The organism is Streptomyces sp. NPDC000134, from assembly GCF_042899225.1.
Lineage (GTDB): Bacteria > Actinomycetota > Actinomycetes > Streptomycetales > Streptomycetaceae > Streptomyces.
The window spans coordinates 218,035-240,272 of record NZ_JBIAZN010000013.1; the positions used below are offsets into that span (position 1 = coordinate 218,035).

A 22,238-nucleotide genomic window follows, 5' to 3' on the forward strand; every position below is an offset into this window, starting at 1 on the left:
CATGAACCGCAGCAGTCGGTGGACGACCTCCCTCGCCGAGGCCCAGCACGTCCCGTACTGGCTGGACCGCCCCGGCCGCCCCCGCCCCGAGCCCGCCCTCACCGGCGCCGAGACCTGCGACCTGCTGGTGGTCGGCGGCGGGTACAGCGGGCTGTGGACCGCGCTGATCGCCAAGGAACGCGACCCCGGGCGGGACGTGGTGCTGGTGGAGGGCCGCGAGGCGGGCTGGGCCGCCTCCGGCCGCAACGGCGGCTTCTGCGCCGCCTCCCTCACCCACGGCCTGGCCAACGGCCTCACCCGCTGGCCCGGCGAGATCCACACGCTGGAGCGGCTCGGCGCCCGCAACCTCGACGCCATCGAGGCGGCCCTCGCCCGCCACCGCATCGACTGCGACTTCGAACGCACCGGCGAGATCGACGTGGCCACCGAGCCCTACCAGGCCCGGGAGCTGAAGGAGTGGCACGAGCAGCTCCGCCGCGCGGGCCTGGCCGAGGGCATCGAGTACCTCGACGCCGACGCCGTACGGGCCCGGGTCGACTCACCCACCTTCCGGGCCGGCCTGCACGACCGCCGGGGCGTGGCCCTGCTCGACCCGGCCAAGCTCGCCTGGGGCCTGAAGCGGGCCTGCCTCGCCCTCGGCGTCCGCGTGTACGAGCACACCCCCGCGCTCACCCTGCGGCCGTACGGCGCCGGGATGGCCGTACGCACCCCCTACGGCTCGGTCCGCGCCCGCGCGGTCGCGCTCGGCACCAACGTCTTCCCCAGCCTGGTCCGCCGGGTCCGCCCGTACACCGTCCCGGTCTACGACTACGCCCTGATGACCGAGCCGCTGACGGCCGGGCAGCTCGCCTCGGTCGGCTGGCGCGGCCGGCAGGGCCTGGGCGACAGCGCCAACCAGTTCCACTACTTCCGGCTCTCCGCCGACAACCGGATTCTGTGGGGCGGCTACGACGCGGTCTACCCGTACGGCGGGCGGGTCCGCGCCGAGTACGACCACCGGCCCGAGACCTACGCCAAACTCGCCGGGCACTTCTTCACCTGCTTCCCGCAACTGGAGGGCGTCCGCTTCACCCACGCCTGGGGCGGCGCGATCGACACCTGCTCGCGGTTCTCGGCGTTCTTCGGCACGGCCCACCGGGGGCGGGTCGCCTACGCGGCCGGGTACACCGGCCTCGGCGTGGGAGCCACCCGCTTCGGCGCCGAGGTGATGCTGGACCTGCTGGCGGGGGAGCGGACCGAGCGCACCGAGCTGGAGATGGTCCGCAGCAAGCCCCTGCCGTTCCCGCCCGAGCCGTTCGCGTGGACCGGGATCGCGCTCACCAAGTGGTCGCTGGCCCGCGCGGACGCCCACGACGGGCGGCGCAACCTGTGGCTGCGGACGATGGACCGGCTCGGGCTGGGCTTCGATAGCTGACCGGCACCGCCGGGCCGGTGCCCCGGCCCGCTCCGAAGCCCCCGGCCTGTGACCCGGCTCACTTGGACGGGCTGCCGCAACGCGCGTAATGCGGGCCCCGGGCCCCGCTCTCACCCGTGACGCGACCCGCGTCCACGAGTGAGAGAGAGGTCTTTCCATGCCTGGCGAGAAGACGGCGGTCCAGTGGCTCGCATCCGTCGCACCGGACCCCGAAGCCTGCCGGCGCGAGTGGGAGCGCGACCCCCTGGGGGTCGCTCTGCTGCCCGCCGGGCGGGCCTGGGACGTCCTGATCCTGCCCGGCCGGCTCGGCCGTCCGACCCTCGACGTCCTGTGCCGGGTCCTGGACCAGCCCGGCCCGGTGCTCGTCGACGTCGGCGACGCGCGCACCGGGTTCTTCGTGCCGCCGGGCACCGCGGCCCGCTGGCTGGGCACCGGCATCCGCACGGCCGGTGCCGGAACGTGGATCGTGGTGCCGTACCCCGGGCGGCCGACGCGCGGCGGGGTCCGCTGGCTGGTGCCGCCGGACGGCAGCGGCACCCTCACCGACCCGGCCCTGCTGGAACTGGCCATGCACGAGGCGGCGGCGGCGGACCGGGTCCGGCCGGACGAGAGCGGACGGTGACCACGGCGGGTCGCCCGCCCGGGACAGTTGCGGGGGCTGTCCCGGGCGGGTGCCTCACGACGGCGGGCGGCCGTACCGGCGGACGAGCGAGCGCAGGCCCGCCAGCGGCGGCAGGAACAGGCACCAGCTCGCCACGACGTCCAGCGGCCAGTGGTAGCCCCGCCTGACCAGACCGCAGGAGGTGGCCAGCACCAGGGCGGCGCCGGCCGCGACGAGCAGCTTCCGGACGGCCGGCGCCCGCAGGTGGGGCAGGAGCAGCAGCGTCGCCGTGCCGTAGGCGACCAGGGCGGTGGCGGTGTGGCCGGAGGGGTAGTAGCCGGTGGCCGGCGGCATCACCGGGGTGGCGGGGCGGTCGGTCCACTCCTTGAGGGGGACGACGACGGCCGGCACGAGCGCCATCAGCACCGCCCCGGCCAGCGGCGGCAGCCACCAGCGCACCGCGCCGGCCCGGCGCCACCGCCAGGCCGCGTACGCCAGCGCGGCGGCGAGGACGGGCACGGCGGTCCCCGTGTTGCCGAGGTCGGAGAGCAGCTCGGAGAACCGGTCGGGGCGGGCCAGCGCCCCGCTCACCCGCTCGTCCAGGCCGGTCAGCGGGCCGTCGGCGAGGACCTGCCAGGTGATCAGCGCGAAGAGGAGGAGGGGGAGGAGAACGAAGAGGAGGGTGAACGAGGTCGGCCGCCCGGGAACAGGGGGGGTCGTTCCGGGGCGGCCGTCCGGACCGGAACGTCGCGCGCCCCGGGGGGTCTGGGGCGAGCGACCGTCCGATCGGTGAGGAGATCCGGAGCCAGAGGCTCCGGTTGTGTGCGCGAGGGCACGACCAGGTCGAAGCTGGGGAGGCCCCGGCCTGGGGTCGCCCACAGTCCCCTGTGGGCGGGGTGTATCTCTCATCTGCCTAGAACCTACGACAGGGGCTGGGGCGAGGACAGGGGCAGCGACATCCTGCCATGCACCCCGCACACCTTCTTCACACGCTCTGCCGGAGTACGGCCGGCCTCAGATCCCCGCGAGGCCCTGCTCGATGATGTCCAGGCCCTCGTCCAGCAGGTCCTCGCCGATGACCAGCGGCGGCAGGAAACGCAGCACGTTGCCGTAGGTGCCGCAGGTCAGGACCAGCAGGCCCGCCTGGTGGCAGAACCGGGCGAGGGCGGCGGTCGCCTCCGCGTCCGGCTCCTTGGTGGCGCGGTCCTTGACCAGCTCGATGGCGATCATGGCGCCGCGGCCGCGCACCTCGCCGATGACCTCGTACTTCTCGGCCATGGCGGTCAGCCGAGCCTTCATGACCTCCTCGATGCGCTTCGCCCGCGCGTTGAGGTCCAGCTCCTTCATCGTCTCGATGGCGCCGAGCGCACCGGCGCAGGCCACCGGGTTGCCGCCGTAGGTGCCGCCCAGGCCGCCCGCGTGCGCGGCGTCCATGATCTCGGCGCGGCCGGTGACGGCGGCGAGCGGCAGGCCGCCCGCGATGCCCTTGGCGGTGGTGATCAGGTCGGGGACGATGCCCTCGTCCTCGCAGGCGAACCACTGGCCGGTGCGGCAGAAGCCGGACTGGATCTCGTCGGCGACGAAGACGATGCCGTGGTCGGCGGCGAACTTCCGGATGGCCGGCAGGAAGCCCTTGGCCGGCTCGATGAAGCCGCCCTCGCCGAGCACCGGCTCGATGATGATCGCGGCCACGTTCTCGGCACCGACCTGCTTGGTGATCTGGTCGACGGCCTGCGCGGCGGCCTCCGGACCGGCGTTCTCGGCGCCGGTCGGCCAGCGGTAGCCGTAGGCGACCGGGACCCGGTAGACCTCGGGGGCGAACGGGCCGAAGCCGTGCTTGTACGGCATGTTCTTCGCGGTCAGCGCCATGGTGAGGTTGGTCCGGCCGTGGTAGCCGTGGTCGAAGACGACGACCGCCTGCCGCTTGGTGTACGCGCGGGCGATCTTGACGGCGTTCTCGACGGCCTCGGCACCGCTGTTGAACAGGGCCGACTTCTTGGCGTGGTCGCCCGGGGTCAGCTCGGCCAGCGCCTCGGCGACGGCGACGTAGCCCTCGTACGGCGTGACCATGAAACAGGTGTGGGTGAAGTCGGCGAGCTGTGCGGAGGCCCTGCGGACGACGGCCTCGGCGGAGGCGCCGACGCTGGTCACGGCGATGCCGGAACCGAAGTCGATCAGACGGTTGCCGTCGACGTCCTCGATGATGCCGCCGCCCGCGCGGGTGACGAAGACGGGCAGCGTGGAGCCCACGCCCTGCGCGACCGCGGCGGTCCGGCGGGCCTGCAGCTCCTGCGACTTCGGGCCGGGGATGGCGGTGGCGACGCGGCGCTCCTGCGGAAGTGCGGTCATGCGGGGCTCCTGGGGGTGTAACGGACGCTTACGTTCTTTTTCCGCAGGCTAGGGCGGGGCGACGGGGGTGGGCATGCTCCATGTGGGCGTTTTCCGCGGGGCGCGTTGTCCGCCGTGGACATAGCAGGGTGCGCGGCCGGTGGACGGCCGGTATCGGATGCCCGGCCGCGTAAGCGGTGAACTGCCCTTGCGGGGGCGTTAGATTGACTCGCTGACGGTGGACGGAACGGCTGGTCAGGGGGCAAGGGCGATGGACAGCGACAGGAACCGGGACGCGCGGGGTACGCATGCGAATCCTGTGCCGCGTCCGGCGGGGCCGCCTGGGGTGCCGGGTGCTCCCGGCGGCGGGCCTGGTGCTTCCGGCGGCATGCCTGGGGCGCCTGGGGCGCCTGGGGCGCCTGGGGCGCCTGGGGTGCCTGGCGTCTCCGGTGTGCCCGCGGTGCCCGGTGTGCCCGCGGTGCCGCCGAGGCCGGTGGCGCCTCCGCCGGTGCCGCCGCCGCCCGACGGCTCGGCGTTCCTGGCCTGGCTGCGCACGGCCCGGCCGGAGGCGCCGCCGGGGGTGTGGCGGTTCGGGCATCGGGCGCGGGGGGCGGAGGAACCGGAGCGGATTCCGGCGGGGCAACTGCTGGGTGGAGCGCTGATCGCTTTTCTGTGCGGTTGGTTGTTCTGCTCCCTGCTCTACAACGGCTATCTCGGCAGTTTCTGGATGTGGCCGTGGTACGTCCTGGCACCGGACTCGTGGACGATGGGCAGGGCGGGGTCCGTGGGGGGTACGGCCTCGTACATCTACGAGGGTCTCGTCTTCGCGGCCGTCTTCGCCGCGTTCGGGAAGATCGGCCGGTGGCCGGAACTCTGGCGCCGCTACGGCCCCCCCTCCTGGCGTCGCGCCACCCCCCAACAGGCGCCGCCGCCCGTCGCCGCCGAGGACCCCGCCGAGTGGCCCGCGCTGCGGGCCGCCGGGGTGGGGGACGTCGCCGTGCGGCTCGCCGCCGACGCGCGGGCCGGGCTGATGCGGGACGTCGACCACGCCCGGATCAGCCGCGCCTGGCAGGGCGTCAGCAACGGCCGGCACAGCCTCGCCACCTTCGCCGGGGCCGTGCTGAAGGACGGCGCCGCCGCCTGCCCGCACCCCTCCGGCGCCCGTGACCTGCCCTTCCGGCAGGCCCGGCACGACCTGCTCACCGGACAGGTGCGGATCGGCACCGCCGCCGACGACGCCCGCAACCCCTACGCCTACCGCGGCGCCGGCCTCGCCCTCGGCCCCGAACTGCTCGGCACCTCGCTGCTCGCGGTCGGACCGGCCGGGTCGGGCAAGACCGGCAGCCTGGTCCGGCCGCTGACCGAGTCGCTGTGCCTGCACGCGCTCGCCGGGCGGGCCGCGGTGGTCGTCGTCGGCGCGGCGGGCGCCGGCCTCGGCCCGGCCGAGTCCTACGACGTCGTCGTACGGATCGGGAACCCGGACTCCGTGTACGACCTGGACCTGTACGGCGGGACCACCGACCCGGACGAGGCGGCCGCCGTGCTGGCCGAGGCGCTGGCCGGGGACCTCGCCGACCCGCATCCGGGCAGCGACAGCCGCCGGTCCACGACCGTGCTGGCGCAGCTCCTCGGCCCGTTCCGGGCGGTCCACGGCCGCTTCCCCTCCGTACCGGAGCTGCGGCAACTGCTCGACGGGGCGCCGGGGCCGCTGGCCACGCTGCGGCAGGGCCTGACGGAGAGCGGACAGGAGTCGCTGCTGCGGGAACTGGACGCCCGGGAGCGGCAGATGGGGCACCCGGGGGACGTGGGCGGCGTCCTCGCCGACCGGGTGGCGCTGCTGGACCGGCCCGCCTTCGCCCCGTTCTTCGACACCTCCGGGAAGTCCCGGCCCTTCTCCCTCAAGGCCCTGGACCATCCCGTGCGGGTCCGTATCGACCTGCCCGAGCGGGGGCACGCCGACGCCTCCCGGATGCTGGCCCGGCTGGTCCTGGCCCAGTTCACGGCGAGCGTGTCGGTACGGGAGGACCGGTCGCTGTTCGCCTGCCTGGTACTGGACGACGCGGCCGGCGTGGTGACGCCGGACGCGGTGCGCGGCATCCAGAAGCTGCGGTCGGCCGGGGCGGGGGTCGTCCTGACGCTGCGCACCCTGGACGACGTACCGCGTCCGCTGCGCGGGCCGCTGCTCGGGGCGGCAGGCTGCCGGATGGCGCTGTCCGGGCTCACCCCGTGGGACGGGCAGGACTTCGCCGAGGTGTGGGGCAAGGAGTGGACCGAGGCGCGGGACGTCACCGACCGGCAGATCATCGCCGAGACCCCGGCGGGCAAGGCCGCGCACATGCTCCGCCGGGTGATCACCGGCAAGGCGCCGACCGCGCGGGCGGTCACCGTGCGGCAGGTCGAGCGGGAGCGCTGGTCGGCGTCCGAACTGGCCCACGCGGTCCCGCCGGGCCACGCGGTCCTCTCCCTGACCACCGTCAGGGGCGAACACGCGCCACCCCTGCTGGTGGACCTGCGCGGGTGACCCGCCGGGCGCCCGTCCGGCCGGCCCGACAAGGCACGCCGCCGGGCGTCCGGGCCGGCGCCCGGGGCCGCACGGCGGGGCGGGATCGCGGCACCCGTCCGGCCGATCCCGCAGGGCACGCCGAGCCGGGTGTCCGGCCCGAGCGCACCGGGGATGCCGGGCCGGGCGTCCGGTCCGGCGTGTCGGGATCGTACGGTGAGGCAGAATCGGCTGTGGCCGTTCATACGCGGCGGCCAAAAGATCACCGGGTCATCGCACCCCTGACGCCGACCTGAAGGCCCCATGCCGCCGACCCTCGCCTCGCTCGTCCACCACTCCGCGCTGAAGCTGGCCGTGCGGGCGGGCGGCGACCGCCTCGACGCGCCCGTCCGCTGGGTGCACGCCAGCGAGCTGGCCGACCCCGTGCCGTACATGGAGGGCGGGGAACTCCTCCTGATCACCGCGCTGAAGCTGGACGCCGAGGACCCGCAGGCGATGCGCCGCTATGTGCGGCGGCTGGCCGGCGCCGGTGTGGTGGGCCTCGGCTTCGCCGTGGGCGTCCACTACGAGGACATCCCCGCCGCCCTCGTCGAGGCCGCCGAGCAGGAAGGGCTGCCGCTGCTGGAGGTGCCGCGCCGCACCCCGTTCCTCGCGATCAGCAAGGCCGTCTCCGCGGCGCTCGCCGCCGAACAGTACCGGGCGGTGACCGCCGGGTTCGCCGCCCAGCGGGAGCTGACCAAGAAGGCGCTGACCGACGGCCCCGAGGGGCTGCTGGCCGCGCTCGCCGCGCAGGTCGACGGCTGGGCGGCGCTGTACGACGCCTCGGGCGCGGTGGTCGCGGCGGCACCCGAGTGGGCCGGCCGCCGTGCCGCCCGGCTCACCGCGGACGTACGCAAGCTGCGCGAGCGCCCGACGCCGGCCTCCGCCGTGGTGGGCGGACCGGAGACCGACGACCGGGTCGAGCTGCACTCCCTGGGCACCTCCCGCCGGCCCCGCGCCGCGCTCGCCGTCGGCACGGCGGCCACCCTCGGCACCGCCGAGCGGTACGCCGTCCACTCGGCGGTCGCCCTGCTGACGCTGACCACCGAGCGGTCCCGGTCGCTGCACGCCGCCGAACTGCGGATCGGCACGGCCGTCCTGCGGATGCTGCTGGCCGGCGAGCCCGACCACGCCCGCGCGGTCGCCGGGGACCTCTACGGCGACCTGCTCGACGCGCCGTTCCGGATGCTGGTCGCCGAGGCGTCCTCGGCCGGCGGCGATCCGCTCGGCGCGCTCGCCGAGGTCGTGGAGTCGGCGGCGGCCCAGGCCGGCGAGGCGGTGCTGGTGGTGCCGCAGGGGGAGCGGCTGATGGTGCTGGCCGCGGACGGCGGCGCCGCGGTCACCGCCTGCGCCGAGTACGCGGCGGCCCTGGAGTCCGGCCGCTCCGCCGCCGACAAGCCGGCCGGCGGCGAGGACGGCGCCCTGGTCGTCGGGCTGTCGGCGCCCGCCGGGCCGAGCGCCGCGTCGGCCGCGTACCAGCAGGCCGGGCAGGCGCTGTCGGTGGCGCGGCGGCGCGGCCGGGTCTGGGTGGAGCACGAGCAGGTCGCCGCCGGTTCGGTGCTGCCGCTGCTCGCGGACGACGCGGTGCGCGCCTTCGCCGACGGGCTGCTGCGGGCGCTGCGCGAGCACGACGCCACCGGCCGCGGCGACCTGGTCGCCTCCCTGCGGGCCTGGCTGTCCCGGCACGGCCAGTGGGACGCGGCCGCCGCCGACCTCGGCGTCCACCGGCACACCCTGCGCTACCGGATGCGCCGCGTCGAGGAGATCCTAGGCCGGTCGCTGGACGACCCGGACGTCCGGATGGAGCTGTGGCTGGCCCTGAAGGCGACCGCCCCCGCCTAGGCCATTCCGTCGTACCCGCGTGCCGTACTTCGCCACGCCGGACAAGCGACCCCCCGCCACCCCGCCCCTACCGTGGAGCCAGCAACCCCGTACACCCCCAACGCGGAAGGGCCGGAACTCGACATGACTTCCTCCCACGCCTTCTGGCTCGCCGGCCGCCAGGCCACCGGCCCGGACAGCTTCGACGTCACCTCCCCGTGGGACGGCCGGACCGTCGCCGCCGTGAGCGTCCCGAGCGACGCGCAGGTCGAGGAGGCCGTGGCCGCCGCGTACGCCGTGCGGGACGAGTTCGCCGCCACCCCGGCCCATGTGCGCGCCGCCGCCCTGGACCACGTCAGCAGGCGGCTCGCCGAGCGGACCGAGGAGATCGCCCGGCTGATCTCCGCCGAGAACGGCAAGCCGATGAAGTGGGCCCGCGGCGAGGTCGGCCGCGCGGTGTCCGTGTTCCGGTTCGCGGCGGAGGAGGCCCGGCGCTTCAACGGCGGCGAGGCCCAGCGCCTGGACACCGACGCCGGCGGCCAGGGCCGCCTCGCCCTCACCCGGCGCTTCCCCAAGGGCGTGGTGCTCGGCATCGCGCCGTTCAACTTCCCGCTGAACCTCTGCGCCCACAAGGTCGCCCCCGCGATCGCGGCCGGCGCGCCGATCATCCTCAAGCCGGCCCCCGCCACCCCGCTCTCCGGCCTGGTCCTGGGCGAGCTGCTGGCCGAGACCGAGCTGCCCGCCGGTTCCTGGAGCATCCTGCCGGTGCCGAACGACCGGATGCCCGCCCTCGTCCAGGACGAGCGGCTGCCGGTGATCTCGTTCACCGGTTCCGAGAAGGTCGGCTACGCGATCATGGACTCGGTGCCGCGCAAGCACTGCACCCTGGAGCTGGGCGGCAACGGCGCGGCGGTCGTGCTGGCCGACTGGGCGGGCGACGAGGACCTGGACCGGGCCGCGGCCCGGATCGCGACCTTCTCCAACTACCAGGGCGGCCAGTCCTGCATCTCGGTGCAGCGCGTGATCGCCGACGCCGCCGTGTACGACCGGCTGCTGCCGCGGATCGTCGCCGCCGTCGAGGCCCAGGTCACCGGCGACCCGAACGACGACAGGACCGATGTCGGCCCGCTGATCAGCGAGGACGCCGCCAAGCGGGTCGAGGCGTGGGTGGACGAGGCCGTCGCGGCCGGCGCCACGCTCGCCACCGGCGGCAAGCGCGACGGCGCCTCCTACGCGCCGACCGTCCTGACCGACCTGCCGGCCGGCACCACCCTGGCCTGCGAGGAGGTCTTCGGCCCCGTCCTCAGCGTGCAGAAGGTGGACGGCGAGGCGGCGGCGTTCGCCGCCGTCAACGACTCCAAGTACGGCCTCCAGGCGGGCGTGTTCACCCACGACCTGCAGGCCGCCTTCCGCGCCCACCGCGCCCTGGAGGTCGGCGGCGTGGTCGTCGGCGACGTCCCCTCCTACCGCGCCGACCAGATGCCGTACGGCGGCGCCAAGCAGTCCGGTGTCGGCCGCGAGGGCGTCCGGTTCGCGATGGAGGACTACACCTACGAGCGGGTTCTGGTCCTCACGGGCCTCGCGCTCTGAGGCGACCGGTACGGCCGACGGCCCGGACCCGCTGTGCGGGGGTCCGGGCCGCCGGTGTGTCCGGGGCTCAGCCCGCGAAGCCGAGCCGGGCCAGGCGGACCGGGCCGTGCAGGGCGATCCGCAGGTCGTGGACGCCGTCCGCGACCAGGCCGGTGGTGAGGGTGACGTAGTCGTACGGGCCCGCGGTGGGCGCGTCGGTCGCCAGGACCGCGCGGGCCGGGGCGCCGTCGAGGGCGAGTTCCACCACGCCCTCGCCCGCGACCGTCACGGTCACCGAGGTGACGCCGGGGCCGAAGTCGCAGGCGCGGTAGAGGAGTTCGCCCGTCTTGCCCCTGGCCGGCGTCACCGCGTCCCCGGACAGCTTGGCGCGGTCCACGATCTCGGTGCCGCTCTGCTCGTCGAAACCGGCCGCGTCCAGGCCGCGTTCGCGCACCGGGCGGGGGCCGGCCGGCTCCCCGTCGAGGGTGAGCGTCCGGGTCAGCCGGACGTCCTCGCTGGAGGCGCCGGCCAGCAGCGCGTACGGGCCCGGCTCCAGATGCCACCGGCCGTGCGCGACGTCCCAGTACGCGAGGTCCGTCAGCGGCACCTCGAAGGCGACCTCGGCGCTCTCGCCGGGGGCGAGGGTCAGCCGCCGGTGGGCGAGGAGCTGCCGGCGGGGCCGGGGCACCGACGGCGCCTCGGCGCGGGCGTAGAGCTGGGCCACCTCGTCGGCGGTGACGTCCCCGGTGTTGGTGACGGTGAAGGCCACCCGGACCGCCTCGCCCGTCACCCGGGCGTCGAGGTCCGCGTACCCGAACGACGCGTACGACAGGCCGTGCCCGAACGGGAACAGCGGCGTCCCCTCGAAGTACTGGTACGTCTGCCGGGAGCCGATGACGTCGTAGTCGAGCAGGTCGGGCAGGTCCGCGTCGGAGGCGTACCAGGTCTGCGGCAGGCGTCCGGCGGGGGAGACGTCACCGGCCAGCACCCGGGCGAGCGCGGTGCCGGCCGCCTGGCCGCCGTGCGCGGTCCACAGCACCGCCGGGAGCGGCGCGGTGTCGACGGCGTACGGGTAGGCGGAGACGAGCGCGAGGACCGTGGCCGGGTTGGCGGCGCGGGCGGCGCGCAGCAGCCGCTCCTGCTGTCCGGGCAGGCGCAGGGTGGTCCGGTCCTCGGTCTCCCGGCCGTTGATGTGCGGGTCGTTGCCCGCGACCACCACGACCACGTCCGCCCCGGCCGCGGCCCGCGCCACCGCGTCCTCGCCGCGCTCGGCGACGACCAGCGTGAAGACCTCGGCGCCCGAGTCGGCAACCTTCACGCCGTCGGCGGTCACACAGACGTGGCGGCCCGTGCCCGAGTGCCTGAGGAGGTGACCGTCGCCGTGCGGTTCCAGCCGGAACGTCTCCTGCACCACCCAGCCGCCGGGCTGGTCCGCCGAGGCGCGCACGTACCCGTCCTCGGCGACGGAGAGATAGCGCCCGTCGGGTGCGCGCAGGGTGAGCACGCCGCCGCCCCAGTCCACCAGGGCGAGTTCGGTGCCGGTGGCGTCGGTGGTGAGCGGCGGCAGGTCGGTGCGGCCGGCCAGCAGGGCGGGGTCGAGGGCGCCCTCCGCGGTGGCCGGCGCCGGGGTGGCGTCGGCGGGCCGGACGTGCAGGAAGGTGCCGTCGGCGGTGCGCAGCCGGACCCGGTCGGCGCCCTCCGCGAAGGTCACCCGGTCGGCGCCGAACCGCTCGTACAGGCCCTCCAGCGGGGTGCAGCGGTGGATCAGCGAGCCGCTGTACCAGTCGAGCTTGCACTCGTCGGCGAGCAGCCCGACCACGGCGACGCGGGTGTCGGGGGCGAGCGGCAGCAGGCCGTCGTTCTTCAGCAGGACGATCGCCTGCTCGGCGGCCTCCCGGGCGAGTGCCCGGTGCTCGGGGGTGTCGAAGGCGCCCGGCTCGTCGTACCCGTCGAACTCGCCGAGCCGGAAGCGGACCGAGAGCTGGCGGCGCACGGCCCGGTCGAGGTCGGCCTCGGTCAGCAGGCCCCGGTCGAGGGCGCCGCGGACCCGGGCGGTGATCTTCGTGGAGTCGGTGCCGTGGTCGGTGAAGCTGTCGACGCCGGCCTTCAGCGCGGCGGCGGTCGCCTCCTCGTGGGTGGCGAAGTAGTGCTCGGAGTCGACCAGGTTGGAGGGCGCGCCCGCGTCCGAGCAGACCAGCAGCTCTTCGCCGGTCCAGGTGCGCAGGTGCTCCGACAGGTAGGGGGAGACGTGGTTGGGGCGGCCGTTGACCAGGTTGTAGGCCGGCATCACCCCGGCGACCGCGCCCGCCTCGACCGTCGCGCGGAACGCCGCCAGGTCGTACTCGTGCAGCACGCGGGGGCGGACGGAGGAGGACGTGGTGTCCCGGGCGGTCTCGTTGTTGTGGGCCAGCCAGTGCTTCAGGACGGGCGCGGTACGCCAGTAGATCGGATGACTGCCCCGCAGACCCCGGGTGTAGGCGGTGGCGATGGCGGAGGTGAGCCGCGGGTCCTCGGAGTACCCCTCCTCGTTGCGGCCCCACAGGGGGTGGCGGAGCAGGTTCACGGTCGGCGACCAGACGTTGAGGCCGACCCGCTCGTCGCGGGCGCGCATCGCCCGCGCCTCCGCCGAGACCGCTTCGCCGACCCGGCGCACCAGGTCCTCGTTCCAGGTCGCGCCCAACCCCACGGCCTGCGGAAACACCGTCGCGGGGCCCATCCACGCCACTCCGTGCAGGGCCTCCTGGCCGGTGCGGAAGGCGGCGATGCCGAGGCGTTCGACGGGCGGTGCGAACTGGTGCAGGAACCCGGTCTTCTCGTCCGGGGTGAGCCGCGACAGCAGGTCGTCGACGCGTTCGGCGAACGGCAGGTGCGGATCGCGGAACGGCGGGGCGGGCGGTACGGGTGCGGTCACGTCGGGTTCCCCTTGCGATGGTGCGGCCAGGCGCTTTCGAAGCGCTTCGATGCTCAGTGGGGGCCTGGTCGGGTGTCAAGACGTCGTGCCGGGCCGCCTTCGGTGCCGCACCCCCCTTTCGGCCGCGACACGGCACTCCTCCGGCGGTCCACACATCCGAGGAATCTTCGGAGCGACTCTTGTGCACCCCCAGACGTTCACTTAACCTCACTGCAACATCGAAGCGCTTCGACTATGAGGGCGCCGCATAGGCACAACTGCCGCCGACCGCGCAGTCCTCCGACGACCGCTTCAGCTAAGCGAGTTCCAGCGAGTCCCACTCCCAGCTCCGCCCGTTCCACTGAAGACACCGCCGACGACACCGCAGCCGACGGCCACCGCCGGGTGTCCTGGTGCGCCATGAAGGGTTGACGCAATGACGCCGAACGCCGCCTCCGCCTCCTCCGCGACGAGCCGGAGAAGTTTCCTCGCCTCGTCGGCGGTCGCCGCCGCCGCGGTGGCGGGCGGGATGCCACTGCTCACCGCCTGCGGCGGATCGGACGGCGGCTCGCGCGAGGGCACCACCGCGGGCAAGGAGGCCAAGAAGCTGCTGCCGGCCTATGTGGCCAGCAACGTGGTGACGCCCGACATCCCGGCGAAGAACGGCTCGGCGATCGGCTTCACCGGCAAGCTCGACCTCACCGGCCTGAAGACCTCGGTGCCCAAGAAGCTGGGCAAGGGCAGCCAGGTCACCATCATGTCCCCGTTCTGGGGCTCCCCGCCGAAGTCGGACAACGCCTACTACCGGGCGATGAACGACCTGATCGGCGTCGACATCAAGTGGCAGAACCAGGACGGCAACACCTACGAGCAGAAGCTCGGCGCGGTCCTCGCCTCCAGCGACGTCCCGGACGTGGTGGTCGTCCCGAGCTGGAACCTGAACGGCAAGATACCGAGCGCGATCATCTCCAAGTTCGCCGACCTCGGCCCCTATCTGTCCGGCGACGCGGTCAAGGAGTACCCGAACCTGGCCGCCGTCCCGACCGACGCCTGGCAGCGCTCGATCTTCGGCGGCAAGCTGCGCGGCCTGCCGCAGCCGCAGTCGTACGTCACCGGCATCGTGCCCCTGTACCGGCAGGACATCTTCGAGAAGGAGGGGTACGAGGTCCCCGCCTCCTGCGACGAGTTCATGGCGCTGGCCAAGGAGGCCACCAACGCCAAGGCCAAGCGCTGGGCCTGCCTGGACATGAAGTGGACCGCCTTCCAGGCGTTCGGGGTGATGTCCGGCAACGAGAAGCCGCTCGGCTGGACCGTGGTCGACGGCAAGATGACCAACCGCGTCGAGACCGACGAGTACCTCGAAGCGCTGGAGTGGACCCGCAAGCTGTTCGCGGCCGGCGTCGTCCACCCCGACGCCGAGCTGGGCAAGAGCCAGGCCACCGACCCCGGCCCGAAGTTCGCCAAGGGCGAGTTCCTGATCTACGCCCAGAACATCAGCCAGTGGTGGAGCCGCACCGCCGAGCAGGCCACCCAGAACCCGGAGTTCAAGGTCTGGGGCATGGACGTCTTCGGCCACGACGGCGGCGACCCCGTGCTCTGGGCCGAACAGCCCGCCGGCATCTGGGCCTTCGTCAACAAGAAGGCGTCCGAGTCGGTGATCCGCGACGTGCTGGCCGCGGCCAACGCGACCGCCGCGCCGTACGGCACCAAGGAATACATGATGACCAACTACGGCGTGGAGGGCACCCACTACACCGTCAAGGGCGGCGTCCCCACCAAGACCGACCAGGGCAACATCGACGTGATGAACGCCTACGTCATGCTGGCCAGCCCCGCCGCGACCATCGCCCACCCCGACTTCCCCGAGGTCGCCAAGGGCCAGGTCGAGTGGCAGCAGCGGATGGGCGCCTTCACCCGGAAATCCTCGTTCTACGGGATGCAGATCACCGAGCCCTCCCGCTACGCCAACCTCTCCAGCGACTTCGAGCAGATGGAGGACGACTTCGTCCGCGGCCGCAAGAAGATGGGCGAGGTCCAGCAGGCGATCTCGGAGTGGCGCAGCAAGGGCGGCGACAAGCTCCGCGACTGGTACAAGAAGCTGCTCGACGAGAACGGCTCGGCGGCGAGCTGACCCGGATTCGAGGCAAGGAGAACGGCCGTGTCGCACAGCACGGTGCCTCGGAGCAGGGCCGAGGCCGAGACGACCGAGAAACCCCCGGCGCAGCCCGGTGAACCGGGCGGGCCCCCGTCCGGCAAGCTGAGCTGGAAACTGCGCTGGCGCCGCGACCGCGTCCTGCTGCTGATGACGCTGCCGGCCGTGGGCCTGGTCCTGCTCTTCAACTACCTGCCGATCCTCGGCAACGTGGTCGCCTTCCAGGACTACGACCCGTACATCAGCGACAACGGCATCGTCTCCATCCTGCACAGCCCCTGGGTGGGCGTGGAGAACTTCGAGCGGATCTTCGCCGACTCCGCGTTCTGGAACGCGGTGCAGAACACGCTGGTGCTGTTCTTCCTCCAGCTCCTGCTGTTCTTCCCCGTTCCGGTGCTGCTCGCGCTGCTCATCAACAGCGTGGTCCGGCCCCGGGTGCGGGCGGTGTCGCAGGCCATCCTCTACCTGCCGCACTTCTTCTCCTGGGTGCTGGTCATCGCCGTCTTCCAGCAGTTGTTCGGCGGCGCGGGCATCCTCTCCCAGTTGCTGCGCGAGCACGGGTACGACGGCCTGGAGATCATGACCGACCCGAGCAGCTTCGCGTTCCTGATCACCGCGCAGAGCGTGTGGAAGGACGCCGGCTGGGGGATCATCGTCTTCCTCGCCGCGCTCGCCTCCGTCCCCCCGGACCTGTACGAGGCCGCCGCGATGGACGGGGCCGGCCGCTGGCGCCGGATGTGGCACGTCACGCTGCCCGCGCTGCGCCCGGTGATCGCCCTGCTGCTGGTGCTGCGCGTCGGCGACGCCCTCACCGTCGGCTTCGAGCAGATCCTGCTCCAGCGGGACGCCGTGGGACCGGGCGCCGCGGAGGTGCTGGACACCTTCGTGTGGTGGAACGGCGTACGCAACCAGGACTTCGGCTACGCGGCCGCCGCGGGCCTGGTCAAGGGCGTGGTCAGCATCGGCCTGGTGCTGGCCGCGAACAAGGTGGCCCATCTCATGGGCGAGCAGGGGGTGTACAAGAAGTGACCGCCGTCATCGACAAGCCCGCCCGTACCCCCGGGCGCTGGGCGGCCCCGCCCCGCCCGGCCTGGGAGGAGAAGCCCGGCCCGGCGGGGGTCGCGGGCAAGGGACTCGTGCTGGCCCTGGCCTGCCTGGCGATCCTCTTCCCGCTGTGGATCGTCGTCGTCACCAGCCTGTCCTCGCGCAGGACCATCGACGAGGCCGGCGGACTGGTGATGATCCCCAAGGACATCACCTTCGTCGCCTACCAGGAACTGCTCAGCGGCGGCCAGGTCACCCGCGCCGCGATCATCAGCGTCGCCGTCACCCTGGTCGGCACCCTGTTCTCCATGGGCGTGTCGGTGCTGTGCGCCTACGGCCTGTCCCGCACCGGCTCGCTCGGGCACCGCTGGGTGCTGATGCTGCTGCTGGCCACGATGTTCTTCAGCGCCGGCCTCATCCCCACGTATCTGCTGGTGCAGTCGCTGGGGCTGACGGACACCTATCTCGCGCTGATCCTGCCGAGCGCGGTCAGCGTCTTCAACATCCTGGTGCTGCGCGGCTTCTTCATGGGCATCTCGCAGGAACTGATCGACAGCGCCCGGATCGACGGGGCGGGCGACGTCCGCATCCTGTGGCAGATCGTGATGCCGCTGTCGCGGGCCGTCCTCGCGGTGATCACGCTGTTCTACGCGGTGGGGTACTGGAGCGCCTGGTTCAACGCCTCGCTGTACCTGAACGACCAGAACATGATGCCGCTGCAGAACGTCATGATCCAGTTGGTGCAGAAGCAGGAGGCGCCGGTCGGGCTCGGGCAGGCCATCAAGACCGGGGAGCTGTCCGGCCTCGCGGTGCAGATGGCGGTCATGGTGATGGCGCTGCTGCCGGTGGCGGTGCTGTCGCCGTTCGTGCAGCGGCACTTCAAGAAGGGCATGCTGACGGGGGCGGTGAAGGGCTGAGTGGACGCACGCGCGCCCGGCCTGGCGGACGTCACCAGGGGCCGCCTGCTGTTCGGCGGCGACTACAACCCGGAGCAGTGGCCCGAGGAGGTCTGGGCCGAGGACGTCCGGCTGATGAAGGACGCCGGGGTCAACACGGTCACCGTCGGGGTGTTCTCCTGGGCCCGTCTGGAACCCCGGCCCGGGGAACGGGACTTCGGCTGGCTGGACCGGCTGATGGACCTGCTGCACGAGCACGGCGTCGGCGTCGTCCTGGCCACGCCCACCGCCTCGCCCCCGCCCTGGCTCGGACACCTGCACCCCGACACGCTGCCCGTCGACGAGGACGGCCGCACCGAGCGGTGGGGCGGCCGGCAGCACTTCTCGCACTCCAGCGCCACCTACCGCCGGTACGCCGCCGCCGTCACCGAGGCGCTCGCCGCCCGGTACGGCACCCACCCCGCCCTCACCCTGTGGCACATCAACAACGAGTACTGCACCTACGACCACGGCGAGGAGGCCGCCGCCCGCTTCCGCGCCTGGCTGCGGCGCCGCTACGGCGGCCTGGACGCCCTCAACACCGCCTGGGGCACCGCCTTCTGGAGCCAGGGCTACGGCGACTGGGCCGAGGTGCTGCCGCCCGGCCGCGTCCACTACCTGAAGAACCCCGCCCAGGTGCTGGACTTCCGCCGCTTCACCTCCGACATGCTCCTGGAGTGTTACACCGCCGAACGCGACATCGTCCGCCGCCACACCCCGCACATCCCGGTCACCACCAACTTCATGCCGCTCTTCTTCGGCCAGGACGGCTGGCGCTGGGCCGAGGAGGAGGACGTGGTCTCCGTCGACCTCTACCCCGACCCGCGCGACCCCCTCGGCGCCCAGGAGGGCGCCCTGGTCCAGGACCTCACCCGGTCGCAGGCGCGCGGCCCCTGGATGCTGATGGAGCAGGCGGCCGGCGCGGTCAACTGGCGGGCCGTGAACCACCCCAAACCGCGCGGCCTGAACCGCCTGTGGACCCTCCAGGCGGTGGCGCGCGGCGCGGACGCCGTCTGCTACTTCCAGTGGCGCCAGTCCCGCCAGGGCGCCGAGAAGTTCCACTCCGCGATGCTGAGCCACGCGGGCCCCGAGGGCCGTACGTACCAGGAGGTCCGGCGGCTCGGCGCCGAACTCGCCGCCCTGTCGCCCGAGGTGACGGGGGAGCGGGTGACGGCCGGCGTCGCCGTCCTGCACGACTGGCACGCCTGGTGGGCCGCCGCCCAGGAGGCCCACCCCTCCGACCGGGTCGGCCACCCCGACATGCTGCGCGCCTGGCACCGCGCCCTCTGGGAGGCCCACCTCACCACCGACTTCGCCCACCCCGAGCACGACCTCACCCCGTACCGGATGGTCGTCGTGCCCCAGATGTACGCGCTCACCGACACCGCGGTCGACAACCTCCTCGCCTACGTCCGCGGCGGCGGCACCCTCGTCTGCGGCTTCCTCACCGGCGTCGCCGACAGGGACGACCGCATCCGGCCCGGCGGCATGGACCCCCGGCTGCGCGAGCTGTTCGGCATCCGCGTCCTGCACGAGTGGTGGCCGCTGGAGCCGGGGGAGACCGCCCCCTGCGACGGCTTCGACGGCACGCTCTGGTCGGAGGAGATCGAGCCCGACGGCACCGCGCAGGAGACCGTCGCCTACCGGGGCGGCGAACTGGACGGCCTGCCCGCGCTGCTGCGCAAGGGCCGCGCCTGGTACCTGTCGACGCTCCCGACCCCCGGGGCGCTGCGCGGCCTGCTCACCCGGATCGCGGCCGGCGCCGGGGTCCGTCCGGTGCTCGCCGGGCTGCCGGCCGGCGTGGAGGCGGTACGCCGCGGTGACCTGCTGTTCCTGCTCCACCACGGCCGCGACCCGGTGACCGTCGAGGTCCCCGGCACCCACCGCGACCTGCTGACCGGGTCCCCGGTCACCGACCGCGTCACGCTGGGCCGGTACGCGGCGGCGGTGCTGAAGCCGGCGGGGCGGGTCGCATGACCCCGGCCGCCCCCGTCCACGGCACCTGGGAGCCGCGCCCCGCCGCCCGCTGGGAGGACGCCTTCCTCGCGGGCAACGGACGGCACGGTGTCCTGGTGTACGGGGACCCGCACGCCGACCGGGTCGTCGTCACCCACCACACCCTGGTACGCCCGGACGGCGGCGACGACGACCGGCGCCCGCCGCGGCTCGCCGAGGCGCTGCCCGCGCTCCAGGACCGGCTGCTCGCGGGCGAGAGCACGGCCGCCGAGGAGTTCACCGACGGCCGCCCGCTGCGCTGGGTCCGGCCCTTCCACCCCGCCTTCCAGATGCGCCTGGACCGGCCGCCCGAGGCCGGGCACGGCTACCGCCGCGAGGTCGACTTCGCCACCGGCGAGACCGTCGCCGCCCGCGCCGACTGGACCAGCCGGGTCTTCGTCTCCCGCGCCGACGACGTGATCGTCCAGCGGGTCACCGCCACCCGCCTGACCCTGAGCCTCGCCCTGGACCACCGGCTGCCCGGCGCCCCGCCCGGCCTGGGCGTCGGCCACGGCACCGTCCGCACCCCCGACGGCGCCCTGCTCAGCCTGCGGGCCCGCTACCCCGGCGGCGACCTCGCCTGCACCGGCGTCACCGTGGCCGTCGTCACCGGCGGCACCACGACGCTGACGCCCCCGGGCGTGCGCGTCGAGGACGCCGCCGAGGTGCTGCTGCTGACCCGGGTGCGCCGCCACACCGGCGAGCTGGACGTCACCGGGGAGGCCCGCGCCCTGCGCGAGCTGGCCGCCGACGGCTACGAGGGCCTGCTCGGCCGCCACCTCGCCGCGCACCGCACCGCCTACCGGAGGGTCACCCTCGACCTCGCCGCCGACCCCGCCGAACGCGCCCTGCCGGGCTCGGAGCTGCTCACCCGGCCGCACAGCCCGGCCCTGCTGGAGCGGCTGTTCGCGGCCGGCCGCTACCACCTGCTGTCGGCCAGCGGACTGCTGCCGCCCCGGCTGACCGGCCTGTGGACCGGCGACTGGGACACCGCCTGGTCGGGGGCGTTCACCACCAACGCCAACCTCAACCTCCAGACCGCCTCCGCCGCCGCCGCCGATCTCCCTGAGGTCACCGAGGCGCTGGCCGCGCTCGTCCACCGCCAGGTGCCCCACTGGCGGGACAACGCCCGCGAGATCTTCGGCACCCGGGGCGTGGCCGCGCCCTCGCACACCGACGGCGAGTCCGGGCACACGTACCACTTCAGCCGCGAGTACCCCCTGCACCTGTGGACCGCGGGCGCCGACTGGCTGCTCAAGCCGCTCCTCGACCACGACGAGACCCGTGGCGAACGCGACCCGCGCACCCTCGCCGTGCTGGCCGAGACCGCCCTGTTCTACGAGGACTTCCTCACCCGCACCGACCTGGACGGCCGGGTGCACATCGTGCCGTCCTACTCGCCCGAGAACCGGCCCGCGAACGCGAGCTGGGGCGCGATCGACGCGGCGATGGACCTGTCCGCCGCCCGGCACGCCCTGCGGACCGCCGCCGACCACCACCCCGAGCACGCCACCCGCTGGCGCGCGCTCGCCGACCGCCTCCCACCGCACCGGATCAACGCCGACGGCGCCCTCGCCGAGTGGGCCCACCCCGGCCTCGACGACCGCTACGACCACCGTCACCTCAGCCACCTCTACGGCGTCTGGCCGCTGGACGAGATCAACCCCTACGACACCCCGGACCTCGCCCGCGCCGCCCACCGGGCGCTGGAACTGCGCGGCCCGGAGAACGACTCCGCCCACGGCCATCTGCACCACGCCCTGGTCGCCGCCCGGCTCCGGGACGCCGGCCGGGTCGCCGACGCCCTCGGCCGGGTGCTGGGCGGCGACTACTTCCACGCCTCGCTGATGAGCGCCCACTACCCCCACCGCGACGTCTACAACGCGGACGCCGCGCACACCCTCCCGGCCGTGCTCATCGAGATGCTCGTGCAGTCCACCCCCGGCCGCCTGGTCCTGCTGCCCGCGCTGCCCGCCCGGCTCCCGGCCGGCGAGCTGACGGGCGTGCGCACCCGGTTCGGGGCCGCGGTCGACCTCGCCTGGACGGCCGACGGCACCGCCACGGCCGTCCTGCGTCCCGCCCGCACCCTCCGCGTGGACCTGCGTACTCCCTCCGGCGCCGGACCGCTCGACCTGACCGCCGGAGAGACCCGCGTCATCCGCCTCACGACGCGGTCCCCCTCGCAACTCCCCCCACCCAGGGAAGGAATCCCATGGCACCCCGCACCCTGAGCACCCTGACCAAGGCCCTCCTGGCACCCGCCCTCGCCCTCGGCGCCACCGTCGGCCTCGCCTCCGCCCCCGCCCAGGCCGCCGTCTGGAACACCTGCGACCAGTGGGGCAACACCACCCTGAACGGCTACACCCTCTACAACAACATCTGGGGTTCCGGCGCCGGCAGCCAGTGCGTCTGGGCCAACTCCGGCACCAACTGGGGCGTCTGGGCCAACCACCCGAACACCGGCGGCATCAAGTCCTACCCCAACGCCAAGAAGGTGATCAACAAGCCGATCACCTCGCTGACCTCGCTCAGCAGCAGCTACAACGTCACGGTCCCGGCCGCGGGCGCGTACAACACCTCGTACGACATCTGGGACACCGACTACGACCACGAGATCATGCTCTGGGTCAACTACAACGGCGCCGTCGGCCCGCTCGGCACCTCCCAGGGCACCGTCAGCCTCGGCGGCCACACCTGGAACGTCTACAAGGGCAACAACGGCGCCAACGAGGTCTACTCGTTCCTGCGCACCTCCGACTCGACCGCCGGCACGGTGAACATCCTGCCGATCCTGAAGTGGATCAAGGACACCAAGGGCTGGATCGGCAACGAGACCATCGGCGACGTGCAGTTCGGCTACGAGATCACGTCCTCCTCCGGCGGCCTGGACTTCACCACCAACAACCTGACGGTGAGCGGCGGCTGACCGCAGCCCGCCCCGGGGCCGGGG

The 22,238-nt window shown here is 73.8% G+C and carries 14 protein-coding genes; 11 read left to right on the top strand and 3 right to left on the bottom strand.

Going from position 1 to position 22,238, the window contains the following annotated elements; translation table 11 throughout:
• Position 1 precedes the first annotated feature (1 nt).
• The gene (locus ACFY32_RS21385) at positions 2 to 1,414 is read left to right on the top strand and encodes an NAD(P)/FAD-dependent oxidoreductase (RefSeq protein ID WP_390674961.1); all 1,413 of its coding nucleotides are present in this window, start codon (positions 2 to 4) and stop codon (positions 1,412 to 1,414) included.
• Positions 1,415 to 1,571: 157 nt separating this feature from the next.
• The gene (locus tag ACFY32_RS21390; protein ID WP_390674962.1) at positions 1,572 to 2,036 is read left to right on the top strand and encodes a hypothetical protein; all 465 of its coding nucleotides are present in this window, start codon (positions 1,572 to 1,574) and stop codon (positions 2,034 to 2,036) included.
• A gap of 54 nt (positions 2,037 to 2,090) precedes the next feature.
• Here ACFY32_RS21390 and ACFY32_RS21395 read toward each other — a convergent pair whose 3' ends face one another.
• Together ACFY32_RS21395 and gabT are read right to left on the bottom strand one after the other, a co-directional pair.
• On the bottom strand, positions 2,091 to 2,606 hold the full coding sequence (locus ACFY32_RS21395) for a phosphatase PAP2 family protein (protein ID WP_359193388.1): 516 nt from the start codon (positions 2,604 to 2,606) through the stop codon (positions 2,091 to 2,093).
• A 423-nt stretch (positions 2,607 to 3,029) separates the two neighbouring features.
• The gene (gabT, locus tag ACFY32_RS21400; protein WP_359193385.1) at positions 3,030 to 4,364 is read right to left on the bottom strand and encodes a 4-aminobutyrate--2-oxoglutarate transaminase; all 1,335 of its coding nucleotides are present in this window, start codon (positions 4,362 to 4,364) and stop codon (positions 3,030 to 3,032) included.
• Between the two features lie 250 nt (positions 4,365 to 4,614).
• On the opposite strand from gabT, the gene ACFY32_RS21405 reads away from it, so the two are divergent.
• From ACFY32_RS21405 to ACFY32_RS21415, 3 genes are all read left to right on the top strand, one after another.
• Entirely contained in the window at positions 4,615 to 6,864 is a 2,250-nt protein-coding gene (locus ACFY32_RS21405) for an ATP-binding protein (RefSeq protein WP_390674963.1), read from the top strand.
• 282 nt (positions 6,865 to 7,146) lie between these two features.
• Positions 7,147 to 8,724 (top strand): PucR family transcriptional regulator, encoded by a 1,578-nt coding sequence (locus tag ACFY32_RS21410; protein WP_390674964.1) that lies wholly within the window; start codon positions 7,147 to 7,149, stop codon positions 8,722 to 8,724.
• A 123-nt stretch (positions 8,725 to 8,847) separates the two neighbouring features.
• Positions 8,848 to 10,293 carry an aldehyde dehydrogenase family protein gene (locus ACFY32_RS21415; protein WP_390674965.1) on the top strand — a complete coding sequence of 482 codons (1,446 nt, stop codon included), beginning with the start codon at positions 8,848 to 8,850 and terminating at the stop codon, positions 10,291 to 10,293.
• Between the two features lie 67 nt (positions 10,294 to 10,360).
• Here the strand turns inward: ACFY32_RS21415 and ACFY32_RS21420 are convergent, their stop codons facing one another.
• Entirely contained in the window at positions 10,361 to 13,183 is a 2,823-nt protein-coding gene (locus ACFY32_RS21420; RefSeq protein WP_359193374.1) for a glycoside hydrolase family 3 C-terminal domain-containing protein, read from the bottom strand.
• Between the two features lie 415 nt (positions 13,184 to 13,598).
• Here ACFY32_RS21420 and ACFY32_RS21425 point away from each other — a divergent pair, with 415 nt between their 5' ends.
• The 6 genes from ACFY32_RS21425 to ACFY32_RS21450 are packed head-to-tail and all read left to right on the top strand — an operon-like array spanning position 13,599 to position 22,214.
• Complete coding sequence (locus ACFY32_RS21425) at positions 13,599 to 15,293, top strand: extracellular solute-binding protein (protein ID WP_359193371.1); 1,695 nt, start codon at positions 13,599 to 13,601, stop codon at positions 15,291 to 15,293.
• Between the two features lie 27 nt (positions 15,294 to 15,320).
• Positions 15,321 to 16,343, top strand: coding sequence for an ABC transporter permease subunit (locus ACFY32_RS21430; RefSeq protein WP_359193368.1), 1,023 nt, complete (start codon positions 15,321 to 15,323; stop codon positions 16,341 to 16,343).
• Entirely contained in the window at positions 16,340 to 17,275 is a 936-nt protein-coding gene (locus ACFY32_RS21435; RefSeq protein ID WP_359193365.1) for a carbohydrate ABC transporter permease, read from the top strand. The genes ACFY32_RS21430 and ACFY32_RS21435 overlap by 4 nt, the downstream gene beginning before the upstream one ends.
• A complete protein-coding gene (locus tag ACFY32_RS21440) occupies positions 17,276 to 19,270 on the top strand; it encodes a beta-galactosidase (protein ID WP_390674966.1) in 1,995 nt (664 codons plus the stop codon).
• Entirely contained in the window at positions 19,267 to 21,519 is a 2,253-nt protein-coding gene (locus tag ACFY32_RS21445) for a glycoside hydrolase N-terminal domain-containing protein (protein ID WP_390674967.1), read from the top strand. The genes ACFY32_RS21440 and ACFY32_RS21445 overlap by 4 nt, the downstream gene beginning before the upstream one ends.
• A complete protein-coding gene (locus ACFY32_RS21450) occupies positions 21,501 to 22,214 on the top strand; it encodes a hypothetical protein (RefSeq protein ID WP_359193355.1) in 714 nt (237 codons plus the stop codon). Before ACFY32_RS21445 ends, ACFY32_RS21450 begins: the two co-directional genes overlap by 19 nt.
• Positions 22,215 to 22,238 lie beyond the last annotated feature (24 nt).